Here is a 24,819-nt window from a genome sequence, read left to right as displayed (position 1 = left end):
TCAAATTATGAGAATTTTTAAAAATGCTAAGATTTACTCTATGGATAAGAACGACAGTATTTATGAGGCTTTAGCTGTTGAAAATGGCAGAATAGCGTTTGCAGGGACTAATGAAGAGGTATTAAAAAAATATGCAGATGCTGAAGAGATTATTGATTTGGAAGGCAGAACTGTTATACCTGGATTTAATGACAGCTGTGTTAATTTTGTAGGTTTTGCCCGTTTTAATACTATGCTTAATTTGAGTAAATGTGAGTCTATAAGAGAGGTTATTGAATTAGCTAAAAATGCTGAAAAATATGAAGGCTGGGTTATAGGCTGGGGCTGGAATCAGGATTATTTTGAAGAGAAAAGAATGCTTAATAAAAATGATTTGGATAAAATATCTAGTGAATATCCAGTAGCTTTTAGAAGAATATGCGGCGAGATGATAGTGGCAAATAGTAAGGCCCTTGAATTATGCGGTGTTACTGAAGATATGAAATCTGACAGTATAGATTTTGAAAACGGGCTCATAAGTTCTAAAGATATGATATTAATTTTATCAAAAATTAAATCATTAGAAATAGATACTTTAAAATCAATAATATTAGATACTCAGGAGCAATTCTTCAAAATGGGTATTACTTCTGTACAGACAGATGACTTGAGAAGTTTGCCAGACTTTGATTATAGAAAAATAATAGATGCATATCAGAAACTTAACAGAGAGAAAAAACTTAAAATAAGAGTATGCGAACAGGCTCAGTTTATAAATAAAAAAGATATAGATGATTTCAGAGATTATTATTATTATCAATATATTAACGATGAGAGATTTAAAGTAGCACGCATAAAAGTTATTATAGACGGCGGTATAGGTTCGAGAACAGCACTTTTAAGAGATGACTATAATGATGCTAAAGGTTTTAAAGGAGTTACTCAGTATAAGCAGGAAGAGCTTGATGAATTAGTAGAGTATGCTAATAGTTTGGATTATTCTTTGGCCATACAGGCTACTGGAGATGGTGCTATTGACATGGCATTAAACTCAATAGAAAAAATAAAAGATACTAAAGATTTTAAATATAGAAGAAACGGTTTAGTTCATTGTCAGATAACAGATAAACAATTATTTGAAAGAATGAAGCAGTTAAATGTAGGTATATATTATCAGCCTATATTTCTTCACTATGATATGCATATTGTAGAAGATAGGGTAGGACATGAAAAGGCTTCTAGTAGCTATGCTTTTAAAACAGCTATGGATATGGGAGTAAAAATAGGATTTGGTTCTGCTGGTCCTGTTGATGGTATTAGTGTTATGGAAGGTATACACTGTGCTGTTAATAGAGAGGATTTAAACGGCTGGCCTGAAGGCGGCTGGATGCCTCAGGAAAAACTTACAGTAAAAGAGGCAGTTTATTTATATACTATGGGAAGTGCTTATATGTCTTCTGAAGATAATATAAAAGGAAGTATTGAAGAGGATAAATTAGCTGATTTTATAGTTTTGGATAGAGATATATTTGAAGCTGATGTTAAAGATATAAAAAATATAAAAGTATTAAAAACTATAATTGACGGCGATATAGTTTATAGTGCATGATATTATTTGATTGATTAAAATATAAAAAAAGGGGCTTAATTATCAAATTAGCCCCTTTATTTTTTATTGTTCAATAATTTTATTTTAATAGTTTGTATGAATAAGTTTTATTGTATTATAACAATAAATATTATTCTTTATTATTCTTTAACAGCTCCTCCAGTTAATCCTGATATAAAGTATTTTTGTAATGCTAAAAATACCGCCATTATAGGAACAACAGCAAATATAGCACCAACCATAATTTGTCCATAGTCTATTCTAGTATCAGCTTTCAACTGAGCCAATGCTACAGGCAATGTAAATTTTTCAGGAGTATTTAATATAATTAATGGCCAAGTGAAGTTAGTCCATTCAGCAACGAACATATATATTCCTAAAGCGGTTAAAGCGGGTATCATTAAAGGCATAACTATTTTTATAAATATAGTCCATTCATTAGCACCATCTATCCTTGCAGCTTCTATTAAAGTATCAGGCACAGAATGGAAGTTCTGTCTCATTAAAAATATACCAAAAGCTCCTGCTATATCAGGGAGTATTATTGCTAAATGAGTGTCTTGTATATTTAAAGCAGTCATCATTCTGTATAAAGGTACTAACTTAGCATGTGCTGGAAGCATCATTGTAAGCATTATAATTACAAAGACTATGTTTCTTCCTTTATAATTAAATTTAGAAATAGAGTATGCTGCCATTGAACATACTAATAAATTAATAATAGTATATATAACAGCAATTTTGAATGAATTAAATAATGCATACCATATAGGTATTCTCTCCTGCAAATTTTTTAAGTTTTCAAAAAAATTGTCTCCAAAAGTTATAGGAGGAGGAAATAAAAATATATCGCCTGATACTCTTGTAGAAGCTATTAACATGAAAAATAGCGGGTAAACACATGCTATCATACCTATTGTAAGAACAATATATAATATTATTCTAGTGATTTTTTGCTGTTTTGCTCTTGTCATTTTTTATCCCCTCCAAATTTCAATTGAAGCCTAGAAAGAAATCCTACTATTACAAGTATAACCACTGATATTGTAGCAGCATAAGTTAAGTTAATAGATTGGAATGCTTGTCTGTATATGTATAATCCCAAACTTATAGTTGAATTATTAGGTCCTCCGTTTGTTAAAAGGTAAGGCTCTGTAAATAGATTTAGAGTACCTATAGTTGATAGTATGGTAGAGAATAATATAACGGGTTTAAGCATTGGAATTGTAATATGAACAAACTGCTGCCAAGCATTAGCTCCGTCAATAGTAGCAGCTTCATAATAATCTTCTGGTATTCCCTGAAGTCCAGCCAATATTATAATCATATTATATCCAGTCCATCTCCAAGTCATTATAAGCATTATTACTATTCTAGCAGGCCAAGTTTGAGTAAGCCACATAACTGGCTGTAAATTAAATAAAGATAGTAAATAATTTATTACACCTCTTTCCTGAAAAAGTATTACAAATATCAAACTATATGCTACAGATTCCACAATAAATGGTATAAAAAATACTGTTCTGTATAACCCTTTTAATTTTGTAATTCCTCTGTGAAGTGCTATAGAAAGAAGTATAGCTAATAATGTCATTATAGGAACTTGTATAATTAAATATATTAAAGAGTTTTTTAAAGATACATAAAAGTATTGATCTGAAAATAATCTTTTGAAATTATTAATGCCGTTAAATACTAAATGACCTCTGGTTTGAGTCATAAAGCTTAGGAATATAGTTTCTATAAGCGGATATATGCTGAATAAAACTATAAATACTAAAGCTGGGGCAATAAAGAGCCATGGGGTAATATTTTTCTTTAATTGCATCTGCCGCTCTCCTTATTATTTTTTATTATTATAAGATTATACGGTATTAAATGATTTTTTAATACCGTATAAATAAAATTTTTAATAATATTAAATTTTTAGTGTTAGTTTATTACTAGCAATAAAAATTATTATTTTATTATTTTTCTTCCAGTTATACTGTTTGCCTGCTGAGCGGCTGCATCCAAAGTTTCCTGTATATCAGAGTTATTATTTATTATCTCTTCATATGCACTTACTGCTACATTTCTCAAATCAGAGTAATCATCAGAATTGTATAAAGCAGGAGGTATATTTTTAGTAACTTTACCTAATAATTCATTATAGTTTTGATTTCCGAAATAAGGATCTGGCTGTAAGAATCTTTCATCTTCATAAGCAGGAAGATATGAAGGGAAAAGCCCATATTTTTCATACATTAAAAGCTGGCTGTCAGTATTAAGAAGGGAATGTTCTATAAAAGCCCAAGCAGCAGCCTGTTTAATAGGGTCTGTAGCAGTTATAGTTAGAGTTGAACCTCCTAAAGAAGAAGCTCTTACACCGCCTTGAGTATAAGCAGGTATTTCCATAGCTCTCCATTTACCAGCCATTTCAGGCATTTGATCTTTCATAGTGCCTCCCCACCAGCCTCCGTTAAAGCTCATCGCTATTTCTCCGTTTTTATGTGCTCTTATTCCAGTATCCCAGTTTACTGTATTTAATACTAATCCTTCATCTATTAATCTTTTTACAAGCTGCATACTTTCTACAGCTCTTGGAGAAGACAGAGTAATATTTCCATTTGTATCAAGATAGTATATGTTGTTTTGAACCATTAAAGTTCTCCACACGCCGTCATCTTGGGTAAAGCTAAAACCAGTTAATTTTACATTTGGTAGTTTTGCCTGCAAGTCTTTTCCAGCTGCAATTAAATCATCATAAGTTTCAATAGTGTTTGGATCTATTCCAGCTTCTCTAAATAAATCTTCTCTATAATATAATACTACAGGACCTGAATCCCAAGGTATAGAAGTTAGTTTTCCTTCAGTATCATAACTTGTAGGAATTTTTGAAGGGTCTACAATAGAGTTAAAATTTGTAGGAACTAAAGTTTTTAAATCTAAAAATCTTTGAGGGTAAGTTTCAGAATAAGTTTGAATAAAATCGCTTTCTATCTGCATTACATCAGGTATTCCCTGTCCTGAAGATAATACAACACCTGCTTTTTCATATAATTGAGGCGGACCGCCAAATTCCTGAACATTAATTTTTATTTTAGGGTATTTTTCATTGAATGTTTTTGCTGTTTCCATTAATGCTTTAGCGGCTACATTCCAGCCCCAAACTGTAAGTTCTGTTTCAGTATCTGAATCTATTATTGGTAAGTTTACTTCGGTTTGTTCTACTGCATTATTTCCAGAGCAGGAGAGCATAATTACTGTAATCGATACCACTAATAGACGGTAAAAGTAGTTCTTAATCATAAAGTACTCCTATATTTATTATATGTTATATTATAGTAATATTTAATAGAAAAATCAATTTGAAAATATAATAATATTATATTATTTTATGAAAAACTATACTTTCATTAAGATTTAACTTCTAAAAAATAAACCGTTAATTATATATAAAATTATTATATTGCTATTTTATAATATTTCAAGCAATTAAATTTCCATATTAATCTGGTATGTTTTTTGTTTATATAAAATTATAATAGATTTGTTTCAAAACTAATTTTATTCATAATTTTAAAGTTAATCTTGTCAAATACTTTTAAAATAAGTCTAATACTATAAATAAAAAAAGCGTCCTGCATTGGTATGCAGAACGCTTATATTCATTAATATTAAATTTGTAATACTATTATTTTGCTATTTTTCTTCCAGTAGCACCGCTTATTTGCAAAGCAGCGTCATCTAAAGTTTTTTGTATATCCGCATTATTGTTTAAAATAGCTTCATATGCAGCAACACATATATTACGAATCTCAGAGTAATCAGATGAAGTATAAATTGCAGCAGGTATCTGTTTAGTTATATCCCCTAACATTTGATTAAATCCTTCTCCAAAATATTCATCAGCTTCTTGGAATCTAGGATCATCATAAACTGGCAGATATGATGGGAATAATCCATAATTTTTATACATAAGTAATTGACTGTCAACATTTAATAAAGAATGTTCTATAAAAGCCCAAGCAGCAGCCTGTTTTATAGGGTCTGAAGCTGTAATTGTTAAAGTAGAACCGCCATGAGAAGAAGCTCTAACGCCTCCTTTAGAATAAGCAGGCATAGGCATAATAGCCCATTTTCCTTTCATTTCTGGCATTTGATCTTTTATAGTACCAGCCCACCAAGCACCTGATATATAAGTGGCTACTTCTCCGCTTTTGTTAGCCCTAATAGAACCGTCCCAATTAACAGTGTTAGCCATTATACCTTCATCTAAAAAACTTCTTAATACTTTTGTACTTTCTACAGCAGCAGGTGAGGATATAGTAACTTCTCCGTTTCTATTCAAGTAGTATGTATTATTTTGAACCATCAAATTTCTCCATACTCCGTCATCTTGAATAAACATATTTCCTAGGAATTTTATATTAGGAAATTTTTCTTGGAATTTTTTTCCTGCAGCTATATATTCATCATAAGTAGTGATGCTGTTAGGATCAATTCCAGCTTCTTTAAATAAATCTGCTCTATAAAATACTACTACAGGACCAGAATCCCAAGCTATTGATACTAATTTTCCTTCTGTATCATAGCTTGTAGATACTTTAGAAGGATCAACTTTTATATCAATATCTTTTGGAGCTAATGATTTTAAATCTAAAAAATACTGAGGATAAGTTTCTGCATAAGTTTGAACATAATCACTTTCAAGCTGCATAATATCTGGAACACCTTGTCCAGAAGATAATACAACCCCTGCTTTTTTGTACAATTGTCCAGCTCCGCCGAATTCCTGTACAGTGATTTTTATTTTGGGATATTTCTCATTGAATGTTTTAGCTGTTTCTTCTAATGCTTTTGCAGCGACATTCCATCCCCATACAATAAGTTCTGTTTCAGTATTTTCATCTATAGCAGGAAGTTTTACTACTTCAGACTGTTTTTTTTCTGTACCGTTACATGAAAAAAGAACTATAGAAAATAAAATGATTAGAAACAGATTTAAATAATGTTTCATATGATAACTCCTTAGTAATATAAGTAAATTTATTATACTACTTATATTATAAAAAGCAATTTTATTGAGTTAAAAAAGATTAATAATATGTATTTTTTATAATTTATTGTAAGAGCAGGAATATGTAATACGAAATAGGAGCTGTTAATATGACGCTATCAAATATATCAAATACTCCTCCATGACCTGGAAACAATTTACTTGAATCTTTAGTATCATACATTCTTTTTATAAGGCTTTCTCCCATATCTCCAAGAAATCCTGTTAGAGTAAATATTGAAGTTAGTAGTATTATTTGCGGCAATGTAAAGTGCGGTATATTTTTCCCAAGTACTGGAGTTAAATATCCATTAGAATATAAATAGTAGTATAAAAGCCCCATAGGTATGGTAAATATAAACATTCCTATAAGTCCCTCATAGCTTTTATTTGGAGAGGCACTATTGGAAAGTTTGTGTTTTCCTAATTTTCTTCCTATTACATATCCGCCAGTGTCACTTAGCCAAGCACATAATAATATAAAAACTATATAATATTTACCGCTAGGCATAAAACGCATAAGAGATATATGCCATACTCCTAAACCTACATATATAAAGCAGAAAACGGCTGTTAATATGGCACGTCCTTTTTCTTCAAATGTTGAGACATTAACTTTGAATATATTTATGATAAATAGGGCAGCTATTAATGCAAAAACCATAACTAATGATAGATCCATAGACGGATTTTTTGTTTCTATTATTTTATAAAGTGCTGAAAAATCACCTTTGAATACTTTAATACCGCAAATAGTTATAATATATCCTAATACCATGGCTATCATAGTGGCAACAACAGTTCTTAAGTTTTTTTGTCTGTGAACTTTAGCCATATAGAATATTTCTGAAGCACTAAAAATTGATATTGATAATATTAATAAATGAAAGAGAGAAATAACTTTGTCATAAAGCAATATTATGGTAAAGAGCGGCAATGTAACTGCTACGGATATAAGTCTTTTCTTCATAATAAAATTATAGGCCTCCGTATCTTCTATTTCTGTTTGAATATTCTTCTATAGCTTTTTTAAAATCTTCTTTAGAGAAATCAGGCCATAATATATCAGTAAAATACAACTCACTGTATGAGGCCTGATACATAAGAAAATTGCTAAGTCTTGCCTCTCCAGATGTTCTTATAATAAGATCTGGGTCTGGAATATCTTTTGTATATAGATAATTTTGAATAAAGTTTTCATCAATATTTTCTATATCTATTTTATTATTTTTAGCATCATAGCATATATTTTTTAAAGCATTTTTCAGTTCATCTCTAAAACCATAATTTAAAGCTAATACTACAGTTAATATCGGATTTTTACATTTTTCCAATGTTTCTTTTTCTGTTTCTTCTATAGTTTTTATAGTATCTTTTGGGAAAAGAGATATATCTCCTATATGTTTTACCAGTATATTATTAGAAATCAGTCTTTTTATTTCTTTTTTGTAGAATTCTTTTAATAATTGAAAAAGAGCTTTTTTTTCTTCTTCGGGTCTTTTCCAATTTTCGGTGGAGAATGCATATAAAGTTAAGTATTTTATATTAAGTTCTCCAGAGGCTTCGACTATATTAATAACATTTTCACTTCCAGCTCTATGTCCGTAACTTCTGCTTTTATTATGAGCTTTTGCCCATCTTCCATTGCCGTCCATAATTATAGCTACATGTATGGGGGTATTCTGTTCAATCATATAGTATCTAATTCTTTTTCTTTTGTGTTAATCATTTCATCTATTTTTTTAATATAGGCATCTGTTTCATTTTGTATTTTTTTCTCTTGAGATTTTGATTCATCTTCAGTGATAGTTTTATCTTTCAATTCTTTTTTTATTTTATCATTTTCATCTCTTCTTATGTTGCGTACAGCTATTTTAGCTTCTTCGCCTCTATGTCTTACACCTTTTTTTAATTCTTCTCTTCTTTCTTTTGTAAGTTCTGGCACAACTATTCTTATATTACCGCCGTCATTGAAGGGATTAAAACCTAAATCAGCTTTTAATATAGCTTTTTCTATGTCGCTAACCAATCCTTTATCGAATGGCTGTATCATAATAGTTCTTGAATCTGGAGTAGAAACATTTCCAACTTGTTTTAACGGCATATTGCTTCCATAGGCCTCTACCTTAACTCCGTCTAGTATAGAAGCATTAGCTCTTCCTGTTCTTATACCTTTTAAATCATTTTGCAAACTTGAAATAGCTTTTTCCATTCTGTCTTTATACGATTCTTTTGACATAGATAATAAAACCTCTTTTAATTTTAAATAATTTTATTTTAGTAAATTATAATTTAATATAATACTATTGTCAAGCTAATTATTAGAGTTGTTTAAAAACTAAATTAATAACTAATTGTACTATTTAAATTTTTAGTGTTTTTATTTTTATAAGAGTATTTTCCATTATGAAGTACATAGCCTGATTTGTTACATGCTTCTAAATCCAACCAGTCTTTTTATCACTAGACTATAGCTAACTTAATTTTGTAAAAAATTGCATAACTATATTATAATTTTTCTATTTCTTTGATACTCAATCCTGTTAATTCACTGATAAGATTAATATCCATAGCTCTAACTTTCATATTTTTTGCCATAGATACTGCTTTATTTCTTTCTCCTTTCTCTATTCCCTTTTCTATGCCCTGTTCTATGCCTTCCTTTATACCTTCTTCTTTAGCTTTTTTCATATCTAATTCTATACTCTTATTAAAAAAATATGTGTCTACTTCGCGTTTTTTATATTTATCCATTACTGGGCTGTCATTAACAAAAGTCTGGCATTTTTTCTCTACTTCTTCAAATATGGTATTTTCTTTCATTAAGATAGACATATCTTCCCCCTTAAAAAATTTTACCCAAGAAATAAATTCTTTATGTATGTTGTCTAAAGTTTCTATTGCAGAAATATTTTTTAAATTGAATTTAGGAAGCTCAAGGAAATGCAATTGACAATGATCTGTGAGAATTTTATTGTTATTTAATTCTTTTAAAACATAACAGCTATGTACTTTATCTTCATCTGTTAATATAAAATTTGTAATATTGATACTTACAGTAGGTTTTAATTCATCATAAAAAGAACCTCTATTTAAACTAGAACTGTAATTATAAGCCCAATAGTATAAAGCTCTTTTTATAAAATCTTCATTTCCTCTAGATTGTATTTCTATTAAAACAGTTATACCTGTTTCAGTTGTTGCTTTTATATCAACTATTGATTCTTTCTCATCATAATTTTTTGCTATGTTAAATGGATTTAATATTTCTATTTTCTTAAAAGTTTCAAAGTTTAAATCTTTAAATACGGCATTAATAAAGTTTAAAGCTATATTTTCATTGCCTGTATGTGAAAATAAATAGCGTATAAAATAGTCATTAATTCTATTTAAATTATCAACTGTAACAGGCTCATTTAATATTTGTTTTAATCTATCTAAATCTTTCATAGTGTTATTATACAAAAAATATATATAAAAGTAAAGTTTTGATTATTTATTAAACTCGTTTAATAAGTATTTGATAAAATTATAAATATAATGTTTTGTATTTTATATATTTTAGATGCAAAAATGAAGTATGTATACAAACTAGTTTATACAAGGTAAAGATGCAATCATAAAAATAAAAATACTAAAAAGTAAAATATTATGAATATTTATTAATTTGATTTTGAGACAAGTATTATAAAATTTATTTGACTTAAAAAATAATATAAAAAAAATTACATTGCTGTAAATAAAATGATTTTAAGTTATAATGAATAATCAAAAGTATAGAGAGTGTCTATTATGAATATATTAGTAAGTGCATGTCTTTTGGGTGTAAAATGCAGATATGATGGTAATGATAATAAATCAGATATTCTTATAAAACTAATATCTAAAGGTTATAATCTTATTCCAATATGTCCCGAACAGTTAGGAGGTCTTCCTACGCCTAGAAAACCTGCTGAAATTATTAATAGAAATGTTATCAATAAAGATAATGAAGATGTAACAGAAAATTTTATTAATGGTGCTAATGAGGTGCTTAAACTATCAAAGTTATATAATGCTGAATTAGCTATATTAAAAGAGAGAAGCCCTTCTTGCGGATTTGGAGAAATATATGACGGCACTTTTAATAAGGTATTGATAAAAGGTAATGGCATTTGTGCTGATTTGCTTTCTAATAATAATGTAAAAATTATAGGAGAGTGTAAAATAAAAGAATATTTTGAATTATAGTATATTGAATTATTTATTTTATCTTATATAATTAAGCTATGTATTTGCTAGAATTTAATGAAATACCAAAAGAAGTTATTTGGGGTGGCAATTCATTGGCTTCCATATATTCAAAGCCTTTTGATAAAAGTAAAGCTATAGGAGAAAGTTGGGAAATATGCGATTTGCCTAATGATAATAGTGTAGTGTCTAATGGCGACCTTAAAGGAAAGACTTTATCATGTTTGGTAAAAGAATATGGTTCTGAACTTCTTGGAACAAAATGTAAAGAGGATTATTTTCCGCTATTAATAAAACTCATAGATGCAAGAGATAAATTATCTATACAAGTACACCCCGATGAAGAATATGCTAATAAAAGGCATAATAAACATGGTAAAAATGAGATGTGGTATGTTATTGATGCATTAGATAATGCTAAGCTTCTTATAGGACTAAAAGAAAATATTACTAAAGAAAATTTAAATAGAGCTTTGCTTAATAAAGAAAATATAGAAGATAAATTCAATTATTTTCATATAAATAAGGGAGATGCCTTTTATATACCAAGCGGCTGCATACATGCTATATTAGGAAATGCTGTTATAGCAGAGATACAAACTCCAAGCGATGTTACATATAGGCTTTATGATTGGAATAGAGTTGATAAAAATGGAAACTCAAGAGAGCTTCATATAGAAGATTCTTTTAATGTTATAAAAGATATTAATGCATTTAGCCTAAAATCATCTAAACAAAATAAATTTAAAGATGCATCATTAGAAATTAATAGAGTATTTTCTAATGAATACTTTACAGCAGATGAATATATTGTTAATGGCATGTATTCTTCTAAAACCAATAAAGAGAGTTTTGAAATAATTATGGTTATCGATGGAAACGGTTCGATAGAATCGGATATTCCAGATAATATTATTAAACTTCATATTGGAAAAACGGTTTTGATACCAGCCAGTTTGGGAAATTATATAATAAAAAGTGATAATTGTATAAAATTTCTAAAGGTAGCTATATAATATGAGTGATATTATTATAGAATTAAAAGATGTTTATAAGACTTTTGGACCTCAAAGAGTGCTTAATGGAGTTAATCTTAAGGTTAATAGAGGCGAGACTCTGTCTGTTATAGGAAATTCAGGATGCGGTAAAAGTGTACTTATAAAACATTTAATAGGTTTGCTTCAGCCTGATTCTGGATCTATAGTTGTAGACGGGCAGGATATAAATAAAATTTCTGATAATGAACTTACAGAAGTGAGAAAGAAATTTGCTATGGTTTTTCAAGGTGCAGCATTATTTGACTCATTAAATGTGTATGAAAATGTAAGTTTTGGGCTTAGAAGAATAAAAAAAGACATGCCTGAAGATAGAATAAAAGTAAAAGTAGCAGAAGTTCTTGAAATGGTAGGTATGCCCAATATCGAACATAAAATGCCTTCAGAACTTTCAGGCGGTATGAAAAAACGTGTAGGCTTGGCACGTGCTATTGCTATGGATCCTCAAATACTTCTTTATGATGAGCCTACTACTGGATTAGACCCTGTAATGTCTAGGGTTATAGATGATTTGATAGTAAAAATGCAGTCTGTTCTTAATGTTACAAGTATTGTTATAACTCATGATATGACAAGTGTGTTTAGAATGTCAGACAGAGTTGTTATGCTTCATAAGGGGCAGATTATTGAGGGTGGAGACCCTGATCATTTGGGTGAAACTGATAACCCTCATTTAAAATTCTTTTTTATGAGCAGTATAGCAAAAAAGGGTGAAGATATAGAAAGTATAAGACCAAAGGATTAATTCATTTTTTATATATAATTTTTAGGATAAGGAAAACTATTATGAAAAATAAAGTAAAATTAGGTATATTTTTTATCATAACTTTAGTACTATTTGTAGGTGCTATAATACTTCTTGGTAAGATAAAGTTAAAAGGAGACGGATACAGGCTTTATGTGGATTATGTATTTATAGGTGATTTGCAGGAAAATGGTAAAGTTTCATATAGAGGCGGCGGTATACAGATAGGTTTTATTGAAAAAATAAGTATTAATCCAGATGGTACTATTAGAGTAACTTTATTTATAACAGATAAAACAGTTGTAATACCTGAAGGAACAAAATTTTCTATACAGACAGTTGGTTTAGGACTTGGAGAGAAGTATATAATGGTATCTCCTCCTTCTACTACAACTACTGGTATGACAAGTATAGCAGCAGGCAGTGTAATAAAAGGAGTTGAGCCTTTCAGTATAGAAACTACATTGGGTTCTATTGGTGATATAGGAAAGGATTTGAATTTTCAGGAGTTTTCATCAGTAATAACTAATTTGGCACAGACTATAAATATGATATCAGATATTATAGGTACTAATGAAACAACTATAACAAAAGCTATTTCAAATGTTAATGATAGTTTATCTCATATTAATAATATAACTAGGGATTTATCTTATATTATATCAGATGTAGAAAATGGAAAAGGTACTGCTGGAGCTGTGATGAAAGATACTACTTTGCAGACTAATATTAATGAAATAATAAACAATATGAGAATATTTAGTGAAAAATTAAGAGATAATCCTTCAACTTTACTATTTAGAGAAACAGAAAAGAAATAAGTAGGAGATAATAATGATAGATGATATTATAACATTAATTATGAAAGGTATTAAAGGTATTTCTATAAGCAAAGAAAAGCCTAAAACATCATTATCAGAAAAAGAAATAGAATACAATAATATATTAAAAGAAATAAATGATATTCCAAAATCTAAATTAAATAAATGCTTAAAATCTGCAGAAAAAGCAGCTGTAAAAGCGGGTAAATATTCTTTGAAATATTTCGGCTGTCCTAAAAGTATATCCAAAAAAGGAAAAACAGATTTATTTACGGAAGTTGATTTAAAAAATGAAAAGATTATTAGAGAATATTTATTAAAATGCTATCCTACATTTGGTTTTTATGGGGAAGAATCAAGTGCTTCAGATAGTTCTGAAGAAAAAAAATTTACTTGGATAGTAGATCCTATAGACGGAACCAGTAATTTTGTACATGGATATCCTTTTTATTGTGTATCAATAGGTCTTGCTTATAAAGGTATACCTATACTTGGTGTTGTTTATGCTCCTTTAACCAACACAGTTTATAAGGCACATATAAAATCTAAAGCTTATAAAAATGATAAGGTTATTAGAGTAAGCAGCAGCAATAAGCTAGCAGAATCAATGATAATAACTGGTTTTTATTATAATGCCAGTGTAGATGATGATTTCTTGCATGATAGAATGGTAGATTTTGCTAATATGGTAAAAAGAAGTCTGGCATTAAGGCGTGACGGTTCTGCGGCACTTGATATATGTATGGTAGCTGAAGGAGCTGCAGACGGATTTTTTGAATACGGACTTTCACCTTGGGATATATGTGCAGGAACAGTTATACTAAAACGTGCAGGCGGAATGGTAAGCAACATAAATATGAAAGAATATAATATATTTTCAAAAAAACAATATATAGCAAGTAATAAAAAAATTCACAAAGAAATGATAAAGGTACTTGAATAAGTTTTTAATAGGTATAAAATAGGAACAATGAAAAAAAACAATAAAAAACAATAAAAGATAAGGAATGTTTTATGGTAGAAGGAAAAAGAGGTAAGGTTGTTCAGGTTGTAGGTTCTACCCTAGATGCTGAGTTTGAGGAAGGTCATCTTCCTGCTATATTAAATGCACTTTATATAGATAAAGAAATAGAAGGTGTTCAAAGACATATAATCTGCGAAGTTCAGCAGCATTTAGGCGGCGGAAGAGTAAGGGCTATAGCATTGGAGTCTACAGACGGTATATCTAGGGGTGATGACATATTTGATACAGGAAATCATATAATGGTGCCGGTAGGAACTGAAACTATAGGAAGAATTTTTAATGTATTGGGTCAGACAGTTGATAAGGGAGAGCCTATAGAAGCTAAAGAATATAGGTCTATACATGCTGCTCCTCCTAAATTTGAAAATTTAGAACCTAAACTTGAAATCTTTGAAACAGGCATTAAAGTAATAGATCTATTAGCCCCATATATTAAAGGCGGTAAAACAGGTCTTTTCGGAGGTGCTGGAGTAGGTAAGACCGTTCTTATAATGGAGCTTATACACAATATTGCAAGCGAGCATGGCGGTTATTCTGTATTTGCTGGTGTAGGAGAAAGAACAAGAGAAGGTAATGATTTATGGTCAGAAATGAAAGAGTCTGGAGTTATTAATAAAACTTGTCTAGTTTACGGTCAGATGAATGAGCCTCCGGGAGCAAGACTTAGAGTAGCATTAACAGCATTGACTATGGCAGAGTATTTCAGAGATTCAGCAGGTCTTGATGTGCTTTTATTTATAGATAATATATTCAGATTTACTCAGGCTGGAAGTGAAGTATCAGCACTTCTTGGACGTATGCCTTCGGCAGTAGGTTATCAGCCTACATTGGCAACAGAAATGGGCGGTCTTCAGGAGAGAATTACATCCACTAAAAACGGTTCTATTACATCTATACAGGCCGTTTATGTACCAGCCGATGACCTTACTGACCCTGCTCCAGCTACAGCATTTACTCACCTTGATGCTACTACTGTATTATCAAGAGAAGTTAGTGAAAAAGGTATATATCCAGCAGTAGATCCTTTAGCTTCAACAAGCAGAATATTAGATCCTAATATTTTAGGTCAGGAACATTATGATACTGCAAGAAGAGTACAGCATATACTTCAAAGATACAGAGATTTACAAGATATTATCGCTATACTTGGTGCTGATGAGCTTTCAGAAGAGGATAAATTGGTAGTATCACGTGCTAGAAAAATAGAGCAATTTTTAAGCCAGCCTTTCTTTGTAGGAGAACAGTTTACAGGTCTTCAGGGAAGGTATGTTAAATTAGAGGATACTATTAGAAGTTTTAAAGGTATTTGTAATGGCGATTATGATGATTTGCCAGACCAAGCATTTAGATTTGTAGGATCTATAGAAGAAGCTGTTTCAAAAGCTAAAACTATGAGTAATTAATATATTATTACTGCTAAATAATAATAGTATTATACCGATAGTTTAAATAGTATTCAAAATATTTTATAGGTTGTATAGTATGCTTTTTCAAGTAAATGAAGATAAACTAAAAAGAAGATTAAAATTTTATATACCAATATCTTTTATCATAATGGCCTGCATATCAGTAGGTTCATACTCTATCCTACTAAAAACTATTTATCAGTTGGAAAATTCATTGATAGGTTATGTATATTTATTTATTCTTCTATTGATGATAGTTATTCCTATTAGTATGTTTTTTGACTGCTTAAAAGTAGAAAGAGGAAAGTATATACCATTAGGAAAAATATTTGTTATTAAATCAGGTATTGCTGTAATTTTGGTAGCAATTGTATCATATACTATACACCTATTAACAAAAAGAGTTACATTATTTGAAATAGTTAATATACGTCTGACAATGGTAATATTTCTGATTACTATAGCTATGACATTTTCATCTATATTTTTTAATATATTAGTAAGACCTTTATATAAGAAGACTGGCAGAAAAGAGTATTATTTGCCTATGGTTTATAGTTTTCTTCCTACTTCTATGGCCACTATGATATTTATTGTTACATTAATTAATGGTTTGCATTACAGATCAGAAATAGTTTATGACAGTCAATATGATATGATGTTGAAAAAAGGTTACGCTAATGATTTTATCAATAATTTTTATGATGGTATGTCTAAATATGTTACTGTTGCAGATAATATATCCACATATATGAATATTATACGAGGCGATATTTATACATTAAATAATTATGTAGAAACATTGTCTTCATATTTAAGCACAAGATATGCTAATGATCATAATATTTCTGGTTTTTCTATTTTTATAAGAGATTTTGATAATATTAACATATCTCTTAATACTGAGGGTATGAATAATTTAGCTATAGAGTGGAAATATGATGTAAATAATTTGGTTACAATAAGTACTAATCTCAGACCTAATCTTTCTGGAAATAATTTGGCAAAGATGTATGACGGTACTAATTCTATAGTTGATATTATACCTAATTCAGATGTATTTTATATTTATGAGCCTATTATATTGAATAATAAAAATATTGGTTTGATTAGTTTAGAAGTGAGAAGTTCAGTTTATCAGGATATATTGAGCGATATAGCTTTTAAAAATAATTTGGATATTTTTATAACAGACGATTTATATATTATAAAGGCTTCAAATAATCCTGCAGCTTTAGGAGCTATGCAAAGAGATTTAGATAATGCGGTTGTTTCTGCAGATATTAAAGACACTAGAAATAATAATTATAGAAATAATATCAGCAATATTAAAATTATTCCTATAAAAAATACAAACAAATTTGCAATTAAATATTCTATCTTTAATAATTTGTATATTATTAATTTGTGGCAGCATACTAATGCTTATAATAATAAATTATTCAGAGAAACTATCATTAAATCATCAATAGCAATTTATTTGGGATTATTGGCATTTTTAATAGTAATACTTGCTTTAATTCTTTCTTTAAGAAAAACCCTTGTATTTGCTAAAAATGTTTCTGATTCTATTAGTGAAGGTGAAGGAGATTTAACTATAAGGCTTCCTATTATTAGTAATAATGAATCAGGAGAATTGGTTCACTCTTTTAATAAATTCTTGGATAAAGTAAAAAATATTATTGTAAGCGTAAAAAACAATGCTTATACTTTAACTGGAAATATTCAAAACATGAGAGCTTCTATTAGTATTAGTATAAGTGATTTTAATACCATATATAAGGAATTTGAAACAGAACTTGAAAATTCTAATAAAATAGCCGAATCTTCAGCAAATGCTGCTAGAGTAAGTTTTATGCAGAGAACTAGATTTACCGCAGTTAATGAAACAGTTCAGTTGTTATTAGAAAATATCAATGATATTAACAATAAAATGAAACTACAGTCAGAAGCGGTATCTAAAACAAGTAGTTCTGTACAGCAAATGATGGCAAATATTGTTACTGTAAGCCATGGAGCTACAAAGGCAAATGATTATGCTAAAATACTTTATACAGAAGCTCAGGACGGAAGTAATATAGGTGAATCTGTTGTAGATTCTATTCAAAGTATTAAAGAGTATTCTAAACAGATTACAAATATTACTCAAGTTATACATAATATTGCTGAACAGACAAACCTTTTGGCTATGAATGCCGCAATAGAAGCAGCACATGCAGGTGAGCATGGAAGAGGTTTTACAGTTGTTGCTGATAAAATTAGAAAATTGGCAGAAGATACAGGTGAGAACTCTAAAATAATTAACGAAATTATTGAAGAAACTACTCAGGCTATAGATAAAACGGTATCTTTAGCTTTTAGAAGTTCTGAATCTATGGAAAAGATTTTGGAAGGTTCTAATACTCTTGCCGATTTAATAGCTACTATATCAGGGGCTAATGATGAGCTTGATATAGGAAGACGTGAAATTTTAATGAATATTACTAACTTGAATAATATCACTGAAGATGTTCAGGAGCTTTCTCTTAAACAAATGCAGATGAGTTCGGCTGTTAGTCAGAATATTTCTAGTGTTGATAAATTGGCTGAAGATGTTGTTAATGTTGTTAATGCTACAGAAACTGACATGAAAGAGCTTGTAAACTCTATAGAGAATGTTTCTAATCTTTCTACTACAAGCAGTAATAATATGGAAGTTATGGATAAGAGAATTAAAGAACTTCAATATATATTCTTACAGCTTTATAAATTAGTTATATCTTTCAAAACTGAAAAAACCGAGGAAGAAATAGCTAAAGATAAAGTGAAAACTGCCTCTGTAGATAAAGCTAGATTAAAATTAGAACGTAAGGCAGAAAAACAAAGAGTTAAAGAAGAAAAGAAAAGGTTAAAAGAGTTAAGAAAGGAAAGTAATAGAGTAAAAAATAAATAATTTATAATAACGTAGTTTCATTATGAAAAGAATTAGTATTTTTGTATTGATATTTCAGCTATTACTCTTTAGTATAGTATTTTCTGAAATAACTCATAAGTTCTATTGGAATTTGGAGAAAGGTAAAAGAATAGAATCTGTTAAAACTGCTGATGTTGAATATTATGAGAATGGTATATTAACAAGTACATATAAAGAAAGAAATATTGTTGATTTAACTGTTATTGCTATTGCACCTAAAGGCGGATACAGAGTTAGCGGAGTATTTAAAATTTTCAGAATGATGAAAGGTGAAAAAGTTTTTCATCTTGACGAAGAGTATACAAGCGATTTTATTATACATACTAATGGTAAATTTGAAGTGCCTTATAATTACTTTATGCCAAATGTAAGGCATGTTCCTACTTTTCCAGATAATGAAATTAAACTTACAGAATCTTGGAACAGAGAATCTATTGAGATTATTAAAGTAAATAATGCTCCTAATCTTACTATGGCATTATCAGCAGACTATTTATTTGCAAATATTGAAACTAATGATGATGGAAGCAGAAATGCTGTTATACAATATCATATTATGACTGATAAAGATTTACTTCAGGCTGGACTTTCAAGAAAAGGGTATCCAGAAAGAATATACGGATTTAATTATGGTACTTTTCTTTGGGATATGGATAAAAATATTCCAGTTTCTCAGCAGGAAAGATATCAGATATTATTCGGATACGGCAGAGAATTATCGTATGCAAGTCTTCAATATAAAATGAATATTATAAGCACATATAAAATTTATGACTCTATTACTAAAGAAGAAGAAGATTACAATAGAAAAAAATTAGAAGATGATTTGTATGATGATGATAATGTTACTATAGATACAGTTCCAGAAGGGTTGGTTGTAAGACTTGGAGAGATTTTATTTGATACTGATTCTTACACATTAAAAGCAGAAGCTAAAAACACTATAGATAATATTGTAAAAGCTATTAAGGAAACTTATCCAGACAGAGAAATTATAGTTGAAGGGCATACAGATAATACTGGAAGAAAAGAATATAATCAGGAATTATCAGAAAAGAGAGCTAAATCTGTAGCAGATTATATACTTCCTAATCTTGAGCATGACAAATTATCCTATAAAGGTCTTGCTGATGAAGAGCCTATCGCTTCTAATGATACAGCAGAGGGAAGACAAAAAAATAGAAGAGTTGATATCATAATAAAATTAAGATAATAATTTTTATTTTTTAGAATTATAATTTTAAAAATTAATTATAAATTATTTCTTTGCCTATAAATTTATCAGTAAATATACCATTATTATATACTTTGTTTCCGCGTACTATAGTAGTTAATACTTTACCGCCTCTATTAAAACCTATATAAGGAGACCAGCCTGCTTTAGTAATTATATCTTTTTCTTCTATTGTAGAATGGTCTTTCATATCTATTATTACTAAATCGGCATCATAATTTTCTTTTAACATGCCTTTATTTTTTATCCCGAATATTTTTGAAGCATTTTCGCTCATAATTTTAGTTAATAATTTTAAATCCATTGTACCATCATTTACTTTGTTTAGCATTAGTTCTAATGAATGTTCTACAGAAGGTACTCCGAAAGTAAGTTTTTGCAATTTTTCGCTTATCAAATGAGGAGCATGATCTGTTCCTATAGTATCTATTGTAGAATCTAATATTGCGTTTAACAATGCTTTATTATCAGATTTTTCTCTTAATTCTGGCTTCATTCTTAAAAGCATTTTATTTTTTTCATTTTTATTAACATCTTCAGTATTTAAAAATAAATGATGAGGAGCTGCCTCTCCATAAATCACCATTCCAGAATCTTTTGCTTTTTTTAGTGAATTGATTTCGCTTTCCAATGATATATGGCATAAATATAATGGTGTTTTTGTTTTTTTAGCTATTTCTATTGCTTTGTCAGCCATTTTATCTTCTGCATGTACTGTAACTATTTTAGAACTTTCAAATAGATTTTCTAATATTTTATCATCTTCTACAAGCATATTTCCAGTAGAGGCATTAAAAAATATTTTTGTAGATGCTGCATCATTAATAATATTTTTTATATCATCACTGTTATCTGCTTTACTTCCGCCAAAATGAAAACCATAATCAACATAAGATTTTCCTATCATCATATTTTTTTTAGCAATTAGATTTTCTTTTGTGATAGTATTTGGTATGGTATTAGGCATATCCAAAAAAGAAGTAACTCCGCCTCTTGCTGCAGCCTTGCTTCCAGAATTAAAATCTTCTTTTTGAGTAAGACAGGGATCTCTCATATGAACATGAGGATCTATTATACCTGCAATCACATAATTATAATTAGCGTCTATTATATCATCATCTTTATAGTTTTGAAAATTATTGTCAAAATCTATTTCTTTTATTTTTTCATTTTTTATTATGATGGAAACTATATTGCTGCTTTCTATTATTTTAGCATTTTTTATTATCATATTACTGCCTTTATTATATTGATGATTGTTTAGAGATAATTTTTGATAATAAAAGCATTAATTATACTTTTACTATCAATTATTGTTAGATTATAAAATATTATTTTCCTATTTCTCTATTACAGTAGTAGCAGAAATCTCCGTAACTTCTTTTTGCTACTTTATTTTTTGTCTGTTCAAAGTGAGTAACACATTTACTGTTAGTACAAACCATTTCTTTATTTTCTACTACTTCATAGTCTATTTCTTTTCTTTTTGCTTTTGACTCTATTATTCCAGTAGCAAGTGCAAGCATAGCCATTCTTGTAGGAACTCCGTTTCTAGCCTGTACAAAATATTTAGCATATTTAGTATTATCTAGGTCTATATTAATTTCATCTACTCTTGGAAGAGGGTGCATTATTATCATATTATCTTTGCATTTTCCTTCTATATCTTTTCTTGATATATTAAAAGCATTTTTTACTTTTTCGTATTCATTAATATTATCAAATCTTTCTTTCTGTATCCTTGTCATATATAGGCAGTCTATATCTTTTAATATCTCTTCATAGCTGTTAAGTTTTTTATATTTTATTTTAGCTTGGTCTAATTCTTTTAATATATAGTCAGGTATTTGTATAATATCAGGTGAAACAAAGTAAAGTTCTCCATTAAACATTTTCAAAGCTTTGGATAATGAATGAACAGTTCTTCCATATTTTGTATCCCCTACAAAAGCTATTTTTTTATTTTCAATACTTCCAAGTTCATCTCTTAAAGTGTATAAATCAAGCAGCGTTTGGCTAGGGTGTTCATTAGAGCCGTCTCCAGCATTTATAACAGGGCAATTTGTAACTTCTTCTGCGAATTTGGCAGCACCGTCTATATTATGACGCATAACTATAATATCAGAATAAGCAGAAACCATTATAAGAGTATCTCTCAAAGATTCACCTTTCATTATAGAGCTTTTATCTGGGTTGTCAAATCCTAATTCTTTACATCCCATTCTGTAAGCTGCTGAAGTGAATGATAATCTTGTTCTTGTGGAAGGTTCAAAGAATATGCTGGTCATAATTTTACCGTCCATAATTTTTCTTCTTTCATCACTGTCAGTGTTATCCAATTTTTTAGCAGTGTCCAATACCTCAATAATTTCTTCTTTTGATAACTCTTTGATGGATATAAAGTTTTTCATTTTTGCTCCCTTAAAAATAATTTATGATAATAGTTTTTTGATTTTGGAATAAAAAAAAGGAATAAAATTGTTAAAGATAACAACTTTATTCCTTGATTTTTAAAAAATTCCAAATTTGTTAATTTAAACAAATGAATAAAACAGGGTAATAAATAAAAAATAATCTTATATTCTAAAAATATAGTTTTCATATTAAATCCTATTTTATCTCAAATTGAACGGATTATATCATGAGTGTGCAAAAAAATCAAGTTTAAATTTCATATAACATTGTTTAAGAGCCATAGATTGCACATTTTTGGTTTAAAAAAGAAGGTATTCCTTATAATTTAAATTATCACAACAAACAAAAAGGAATACCTGTGAAACAATATAACATAAATCAGAAAAAAAGATAGTAGAGATTATCAATAAAGTTAAAAATAAAATAGTATAGGTTTTAAAATTTAATATTAGTAATTATTACTATTGGAAAATAAAATTATGATAAATATAAATTGTATACTTTAATATTTTGCATATATTTATTCAGGACGTATAGTATAGTATTACTTATAGTAAATATTTATTTAAAACATAATATTTCACCTTGATACAATTGTAATGTTTAAAGTATGCATAATAGCACTAAATAAAATTTTATTATTTTTCTAATCAAAAATTAATAAAATATAATAATTTTTGTAACTACAAAGAATACACTCTTTTTTAAATTATGACACTACTATATTATACTTTAAGAAATTAAGGAATACTTAAATGCAATATATGTGCTTCCTATGCAATATCTCTTAAACATAAATAGCTTATTTTTCTTATTGATATTTTTACAAATAGTATTATAATTGTATTTCAATTAACTTTTATATTATATTTACTGGCTTTATTTATGGATTATGTAATATCTACTACTTTGTATCTATTAAAGGGAACGTATACCACTTTATGTCTTTACTTTGTAACGGCAATATTTTCTCTTCCATTGTCTATGCTCTTTGCAGCATTGCAGTTTAGTGCTCCAAAGTTTGTAAGGTATATTTTTGATATATATGCTTGGATATTCAGAGGAACTCCTTTAATACTTCAGCTTATATTCTTTTATTATGGTCTTCCTCTTATGACCAATAATATGATAGCTTTTCCAGCTTTTACATCTGCTGCTGTAACTTTTATACTTAATTATTCTGCATATCTTATGGAGATATTCAGAGCTGGTATTGAAAGTATAGAGAAAGGTCAGTATGAGGCTGGTTTTGCTCTTAATTTAAGCTACAGACAGATTATGACTAGAATAATACTTCCTCAGGCGGTAAGAAGAGTACTTCCTCCGCTTTCTAATGAAGCTATTAACTTAATAAAAGATACTGCTTTGGTTATAGTATTGGGTATAGGAGATTTAATGCTTCATGCAAGACAAATACTTACTAGAGATTATAAATTACTTCCATTTTTTATAGCAGCTATTATATACCTGCTTTTTACTTCTGTTTTGGTTCTTGTATTCAGACAATTGGAGAAGAAATATGTCATCAGAAACTAAAGAAACTAATTTGAAAGTTGTAAATATAAAAAAGCATTATAAAGACACTCCAGCTATAAACGGAGTATCATTTACGGTTAATAAAGGAGATATACTTTCTATTATAGGACCTTCAGGAGCTGGGAAGAGTTCGCTTTTAAGAAATATTATACAGATAGAAGAGCCAGACTATGGAGAGGTTTATATAGATAATGAAGTTTTATTTTGTAAGAAAGAAGGAGAAAAGGCATTAAATATTCCCCATACAGATTTTATGAAGCGTAAAGAAAAAATAGGTATGATATTTCAGCATTTTAATTTATTTCCTCATAAGACAGCATTAGAAAATATAATAGAAGCTCCTATTATAGTAAAGAAGCAGAATAAATATGAAGCTATTGAAGAGGCATTAAAACTTTTAGATAGTGTAGGGCTTAAACATAAAAAAGATAGTTATCCTAATGAATTATCAGGAGGGCAAAAACAGAGAGTTGCAATTGCAAGGGCTTTGGCTATGAAACCAGAAATACTTCTTTGCGATGAGCCTACATCAGCATTAGACCCAGAATTAATAGGTGAGGTTTTATCTGTATTAAAAGAGCTTGCTAAAGAAAAAATGACTATGATAGTTGTAAGTCATGAAATAAGTTTTGTGCATGAACTTTCTACAAATATCGCTTTTATGGACGGCGGAAAAATTATCGCTATGGATACTTCAGATAATTTTTTTAATAATCAGAGTAATGATAGAATTAAAGATTTTTTAAATAAAATATTTCATAAATAATATTT

The 24,819-nt window shown here is 28.8% G+C and carries 21 protein-coding genes and 1 pseudogene; 12 read left to right on the top strand and 10 right to left on the bottom strand.

Going from position 1 to position 24,819, the window contains the following annotated elements; all coding sequences use genetic code 11:
- The first annotated feature begins 7 nt into the window (after positions 1–7).
- Positions 8–1,588, top strand: a complete 1,581-nt coding sequence (locus tag F811_RS0113760; RefSeq protein WP_020005818.1) for an amidohydrolase — start codon at positions 8–10, stop codon at positions 1,586–1,588.
- 140 nt (positions 1,589–1,728) lie between these two features.
- Here the strand turns inward: F811_RS0113760 and F811_RS0113755 are convergent, their stop codons facing one another.
- The 8 genes from F811_RS0113755 to F811_RS0113720 form a co-directional block, all read right to left on the bottom strand.
- A complete protein-coding gene (locus F811_RS0113755) occupies positions 1,729–2,562 on the bottom strand; it encodes a carbohydrate ABC transporter permease (protein WP_020005817.1) in 834 nt (277 codons plus the stop codon).
- Positions 2,559–3,416: a carbohydrate ABC transporter permease gene (locus tag F811_RS0113750; protein ID WP_020005816.1), complete on the bottom strand. Its 858-nt coding sequence runs from the start codon at positions 3,414–3,416 to the stop codon at positions 2,559–2,561. Before F811_RS0113750 ends, F811_RS0113755 begins: the two co-directional genes overlap by 4 nt.
- 131 nt (positions 3,417–3,547) lie before the next feature.
- On the bottom strand, positions 3,548–4,879 hold the full coding sequence (locus F811_RS0113745; protein ID WP_020005815.1) for an extracellular solute-binding protein: 1,332 nt from the start codon (positions 4,877–4,879) through the stop codon (positions 3,548–3,550).
- 385 nt (positions 4,880–5,264) lie between these two features.
- Positions 5,265–6,590, bottom strand: a complete 1,326-nt coding sequence (locus F811_RS0113740) for an extracellular solute-binding protein (protein ID WP_020005814.1) — start codon at positions 6,588–6,590, stop codon at positions 5,265–5,267.
- 103 nt (positions 6,591–6,693) lie between these two features.
- Positions 6,694–7,599 (bottom strand): phosphatidate cytidylyltransferase, encoded by a 906-nt coding sequence (locus F811_RS0113735; RefSeq protein WP_020005813.1) that lies wholly within the window; start codon positions 7,597–7,599, stop codon positions 6,694–6,696.
- Positions 7,600–7,606: 7 nt separating this feature from the next.
- Entirely contained in the window at positions 7,607–8,323 is a 717-nt protein-coding gene (locus F811_RS0113730; RefSeq protein ID WP_020005812.1) for an undecaprenyl pyrophosphate synthase, read from the bottom strand.
- The gene (gene frr / locus F811_RS0113725; protein WP_020005811.1) at positions 8,320–8,868 is read right to left on the bottom strand and encodes a ribosome recycling factor; all 549 of its coding nucleotides are present in this window, start codon (positions 8,866–8,868) and stop codon (positions 8,320–8,322) included. The genes F811_RS0113730 and frr overlap by 4 nt, the downstream gene beginning before the upstream one ends.
- 269 nt (positions 8,869–9,137) lie before the next feature.
- Positions 9,138–10,079, bottom strand: coding sequence for an Rpn family recombination-promoting nuclease/putative transposase (locus F811_RS0113720; protein ID WP_020005810.1), 942 nt, complete (start codon positions 10,077–10,079; stop codon positions 9,138–9,140).
- 342 nt (positions 10,080–10,421) lie between these two features.
- Between F811_RS0113720 and F811_RS0113715 the strand changes: the two genes are divergently transcribed.
- The 8 genes from F811_RS0113715 to F811_RS0113680 all read left to right on the top strand — a co-directional run bounded on the left by F811_RS0113715 (position 10,422) and on the right by F811_RS0113680 (position 20,076).
- Entirely contained in the window at positions 10,422–10,859 is a 438-nt protein-coding gene (locus tag F811_RS0113715; protein ID WP_020005809.1) for a 2-thiouracil desulfurase family protein, read from the top strand.
- Positions 10,860–10,897: 38 nt separating this feature from the next.
- Positions 10,898–11,875, top strand: a complete 978-nt coding sequence (locus F811_RS0113710; RefSeq protein WP_020005808.1) for a type I phosphomannose isomerase catalytic subunit — start codon at positions 10,898–10,900, stop codon at positions 11,873–11,875.
- 1 nt (position 11,876) lies between these two features.
- Positions 11,877–12,659: an ABC transporter ATP-binding protein gene (locus tag F811_RS0113705; protein WP_020005807.1), complete on the top strand. Its 783-nt coding sequence runs from the start codon at positions 11,877–11,879 to the stop codon at positions 12,657–12,659.
- A gap of 41 nt (positions 12,660–12,700) precedes the next feature.
- On the top strand, positions 12,701–13,480 hold the full coding sequence (locus F811_RS0113700; RefSeq protein ID WP_020005806.1) for an MlaD family protein: 780 nt from the start codon (positions 12,701–12,703) through the stop codon (positions 13,478–13,480).
- Positions 13,481–13,493: 13 nt separating this feature from the next.
- Complete coding sequence (locus F811_RS0113695) at positions 13,494–14,423, top strand: inositol monophosphatase family protein (RefSeq protein WP_020005805.1); 930 nt, start codon at positions 13,494–13,496, stop codon at positions 14,421–14,423.
- Positions 14,424–14,494: 71 nt separating this feature from the next.
- Positions 14,495–15,907 (top strand): F0F1 ATP synthase subunit beta, encoded by a 1,413-nt coding sequence (gene atpD / locus F811_RS0113690; RefSeq protein WP_020005804.1) that lies wholly within the window; start codon positions 14,495–14,497, stop codon positions 15,905–15,907.
- Positions 15,908–15,986: 79 nt separating this feature from the next.
- Positions 15,987–18,842, top strand: a complete 2,856-nt coding sequence (locus F811_RS0113685) for a HAMP domain-containing methyl-accepting chemotaxis protein (protein WP_020005803.1) — start codon at positions 15,987–15,989, stop codon at positions 18,840–18,842.
- Between the two features lie 22 nt (positions 18,843–18,864).
- Positions 18,865–20,076, top strand: coding sequence for an OmpA family protein (locus F811_RS0113680; RefSeq protein WP_020005802.1), 1,212 nt, complete (start codon positions 18,865–18,867; stop codon positions 20,074–20,076).
- 34 nt (positions 20,077–20,110) lie between these two features.
- Here the strand turns inward: F811_RS0113680 and F811_RS0113675 are convergent, their stop codons facing one another.
- Positions 20,111–21,328 carry a dihydroorotase gene (locus F811_RS0113675; RefSeq protein ID WP_020005801.1) on the bottom strand — a complete coding sequence of 406 codons (1,218 nt, stop codon included), beginning with the start codon at positions 21,326–21,328 and terminating at the stop codon, positions 20,111–20,113.
- Positions 21,329–21,428: 100 nt separating this feature from the next.
- The gene (pyrB, locus tag F811_RS0113670; protein ID WP_020005800.1) at positions 21,429–22,508 is read right to left on the bottom strand and encodes an aspartate carbamoyltransferase; all 1,080 of its coding nucleotides are present in this window, start codon (positions 22,506–22,508) and stop codon (positions 21,429–21,431) included.
- A 649-nt stretch (positions 22,509–23,157) separates the two neighbouring features.
- Here pyrB and F811_RS17185 point away from each other — a divergent pair.
- The 3 genes and pseudogenes from F811_RS17185 to F811_RS0113655 all read left to right on the top strand — a co-directional run.
- A pseudogene (locus F811_RS17185) lies at positions 23,158–23,267 on the top strand (transposase); the annotation flags it as partial.
- A gap of 130 nt (positions 23,268–23,397) precedes the next feature.
- Positions 23,398–24,048: an amino acid ABC transporter permease gene (locus F811_RS0113660; RefSeq protein WP_020005798.1), complete on the top strand. Its 651-nt coding sequence runs from the start codon at positions 23,398–23,400 to the stop codon at positions 24,046–24,048.
- Positions 24,032–24,814 (top strand): amino acid ABC transporter ATP-binding protein, encoded by a 783-nt coding sequence (locus F811_RS0113655; protein WP_020005797.1) that lies wholly within the window; start codon positions 24,032–24,034, stop codon positions 24,812–24,814. The genes F811_RS0113660 and F811_RS0113655 overlap by 17 nt, the downstream gene beginning before the upstream one ends.
- Positions 24,815–24,819: the final 5 nt, after the last annotated feature.

The sequence above is a fragment of the Brachyspira innocens ATCC 29796 genome, assembly GCF_000384655.1.
In the GTDB taxonomy this organism is placed as follows: Bacteria; Spirochaetota; Brachyspiria; order Brachyspirales; family Brachyspiraceae; genus Brachyspira; species Brachyspira innocens.
The sequence above is the reverse complement of the archived record's forward strand: the minus strand, read 5'-3'. Positions and strand labels throughout refer to the sequence as shown.

Excerpts from the sequence above, each read along its gene's own strand:
- atpD (WP_020005804.1), top strand. The coding sequence starts at position 14,495 with ATGGTAGAAGGAAAAAGAGGTAAGGTTGTTCAGGTTGTAGGTTCTACC.
- F811_RS0113755 (WP_020005817.1), bottom strand. The coding sequence starts at position 2,562 with ATGACAAGAGCAAAACAGCAAAAAATCACTAGAATAATATTATATATT.
- F811_RS0113705 (WP_020005807.1), top strand. The coding sequence starts at position 11,877 with ATGAGTGATATTATTATAGAATTAAAAGATGTTTATAAGACTTTTGGA.
- F811_RS0113695 (WP_020005805.1), top strand. The coding sequence starts at position 13,494 with ATGATAGATGATATTATAACATTAATTATGAAAGGTATTAAAGGTATT.
- F811_RS0113715 (WP_020005809.1), top strand. The coding sequence starts at position 10,422 with ATGAATATATTAGTAAGTGCATGTCTTTTGGGTGTAAAATGCAGATAT.
- frr (WP_020005811.1), bottom strand. The coding sequence starts at position 8,868 with ATGTCAAAAGAATCGTATAAAGACAGAATGGAAAAAGCTATTTCAAGT.
- F811_RS0113740 (WP_020005814.1), bottom strand. The coding sequence starts at position 6,590 with ATGAAACATTATTTAAATCTGTTTCTAATCATTTTATTTTCTATAGTT.
- F811_RS0113700 (WP_020005806.1), top strand. The coding sequence starts at position 12,701 with ATGAAAAATAAAGTAAAATTAGGTATATTTTTTATCATAACTTTAGTA.
- F811_RS0113655 (WP_020005797.1), top strand. The coding sequence starts at position 24,032 with ATGTCATCAGAAACTAAAGAAACTAATTTGAAAGTTGTAAATATAAAA.
- F811_RS0113735 (WP_020005813.1), bottom strand. The coding sequence starts at position 7,599 with ATGAAGAAAAGACTTATATCCGTAGCAGTTACATTGCCGCTCTTTACC.
- F811_RS0113710 (WP_020005808.1), top strand. The coding sequence starts at position 10,898 with ATGTATTTGCTAGAATTTAATGAAATACCAAAAGAAGTTATTTGGGGT.
- F811_RS0113675 (WP_020005801.1), bottom strand. The coding sequence starts at position 21,328 with ATGATAATAAAAAATGCTAAAATAATAGAAAGCAGCAATATAGTTTCC.
- F811_RS0113750 (WP_020005816.1), bottom strand. The coding sequence starts at position 3,416 with ATGCAATTAAAGAAAAATATTACCCCATGGCTCTTTATTGCCCCAGCT.
- F811_RS0113680 (WP_020005802.1), top strand. The coding sequence starts at position 18,865 with ATGAAAAGAATTAGTATTTTTGTATTGATATTTCAGCTATTACTCTTT.
- F811_RS0113745 (WP_020005815.1), bottom strand. The coding sequence starts at position 4,879 with ATGATTAAGAACTACTTTTACCGTCTATTAGTGGTATCGATTACAGTA.
- F811_RS0113720 (WP_020005810.1), bottom strand. The coding sequence starts at position 10,079 with ATGAAAGATTTAGATAGATTAAAACAAATATTAAATGAGCCTGTTACA.
- F811_RS0113660 (WP_020005798.1), top strand. The coding sequence starts at position 23,398 with ATGGATTATGTAATATCTACTACTTTGTATCTATTAAAGGGAACGTAT.
- F811_RS0113760 (WP_020005818.1), top strand. The coding sequence starts at position 8 with ATGAGAATTTTTAAAAATGCTAAGATTTACTCTATGGATAAGAACGAC.
- F811_RS0113730 (WP_020005812.1), bottom strand. The coding sequence starts at position 8,323 with ATGATTGAACAGAATACCCCCATACATGTAGCTATAATTATGGACGGC.
- F811_RS0113685 (WP_020005803.1), top strand. The coding sequence starts at position 15,987 with ATGCTTTTTCAAGTAAATGAAGATAAACTAAAAAGAAGATTAAAATTT.
- pyrB (WP_020005800.1), bottom strand. The coding sequence starts at position 22,508 with ATGAAAAACTTTATATCCATCAAAGAGTTATCAAAAGAAGAAATTATT.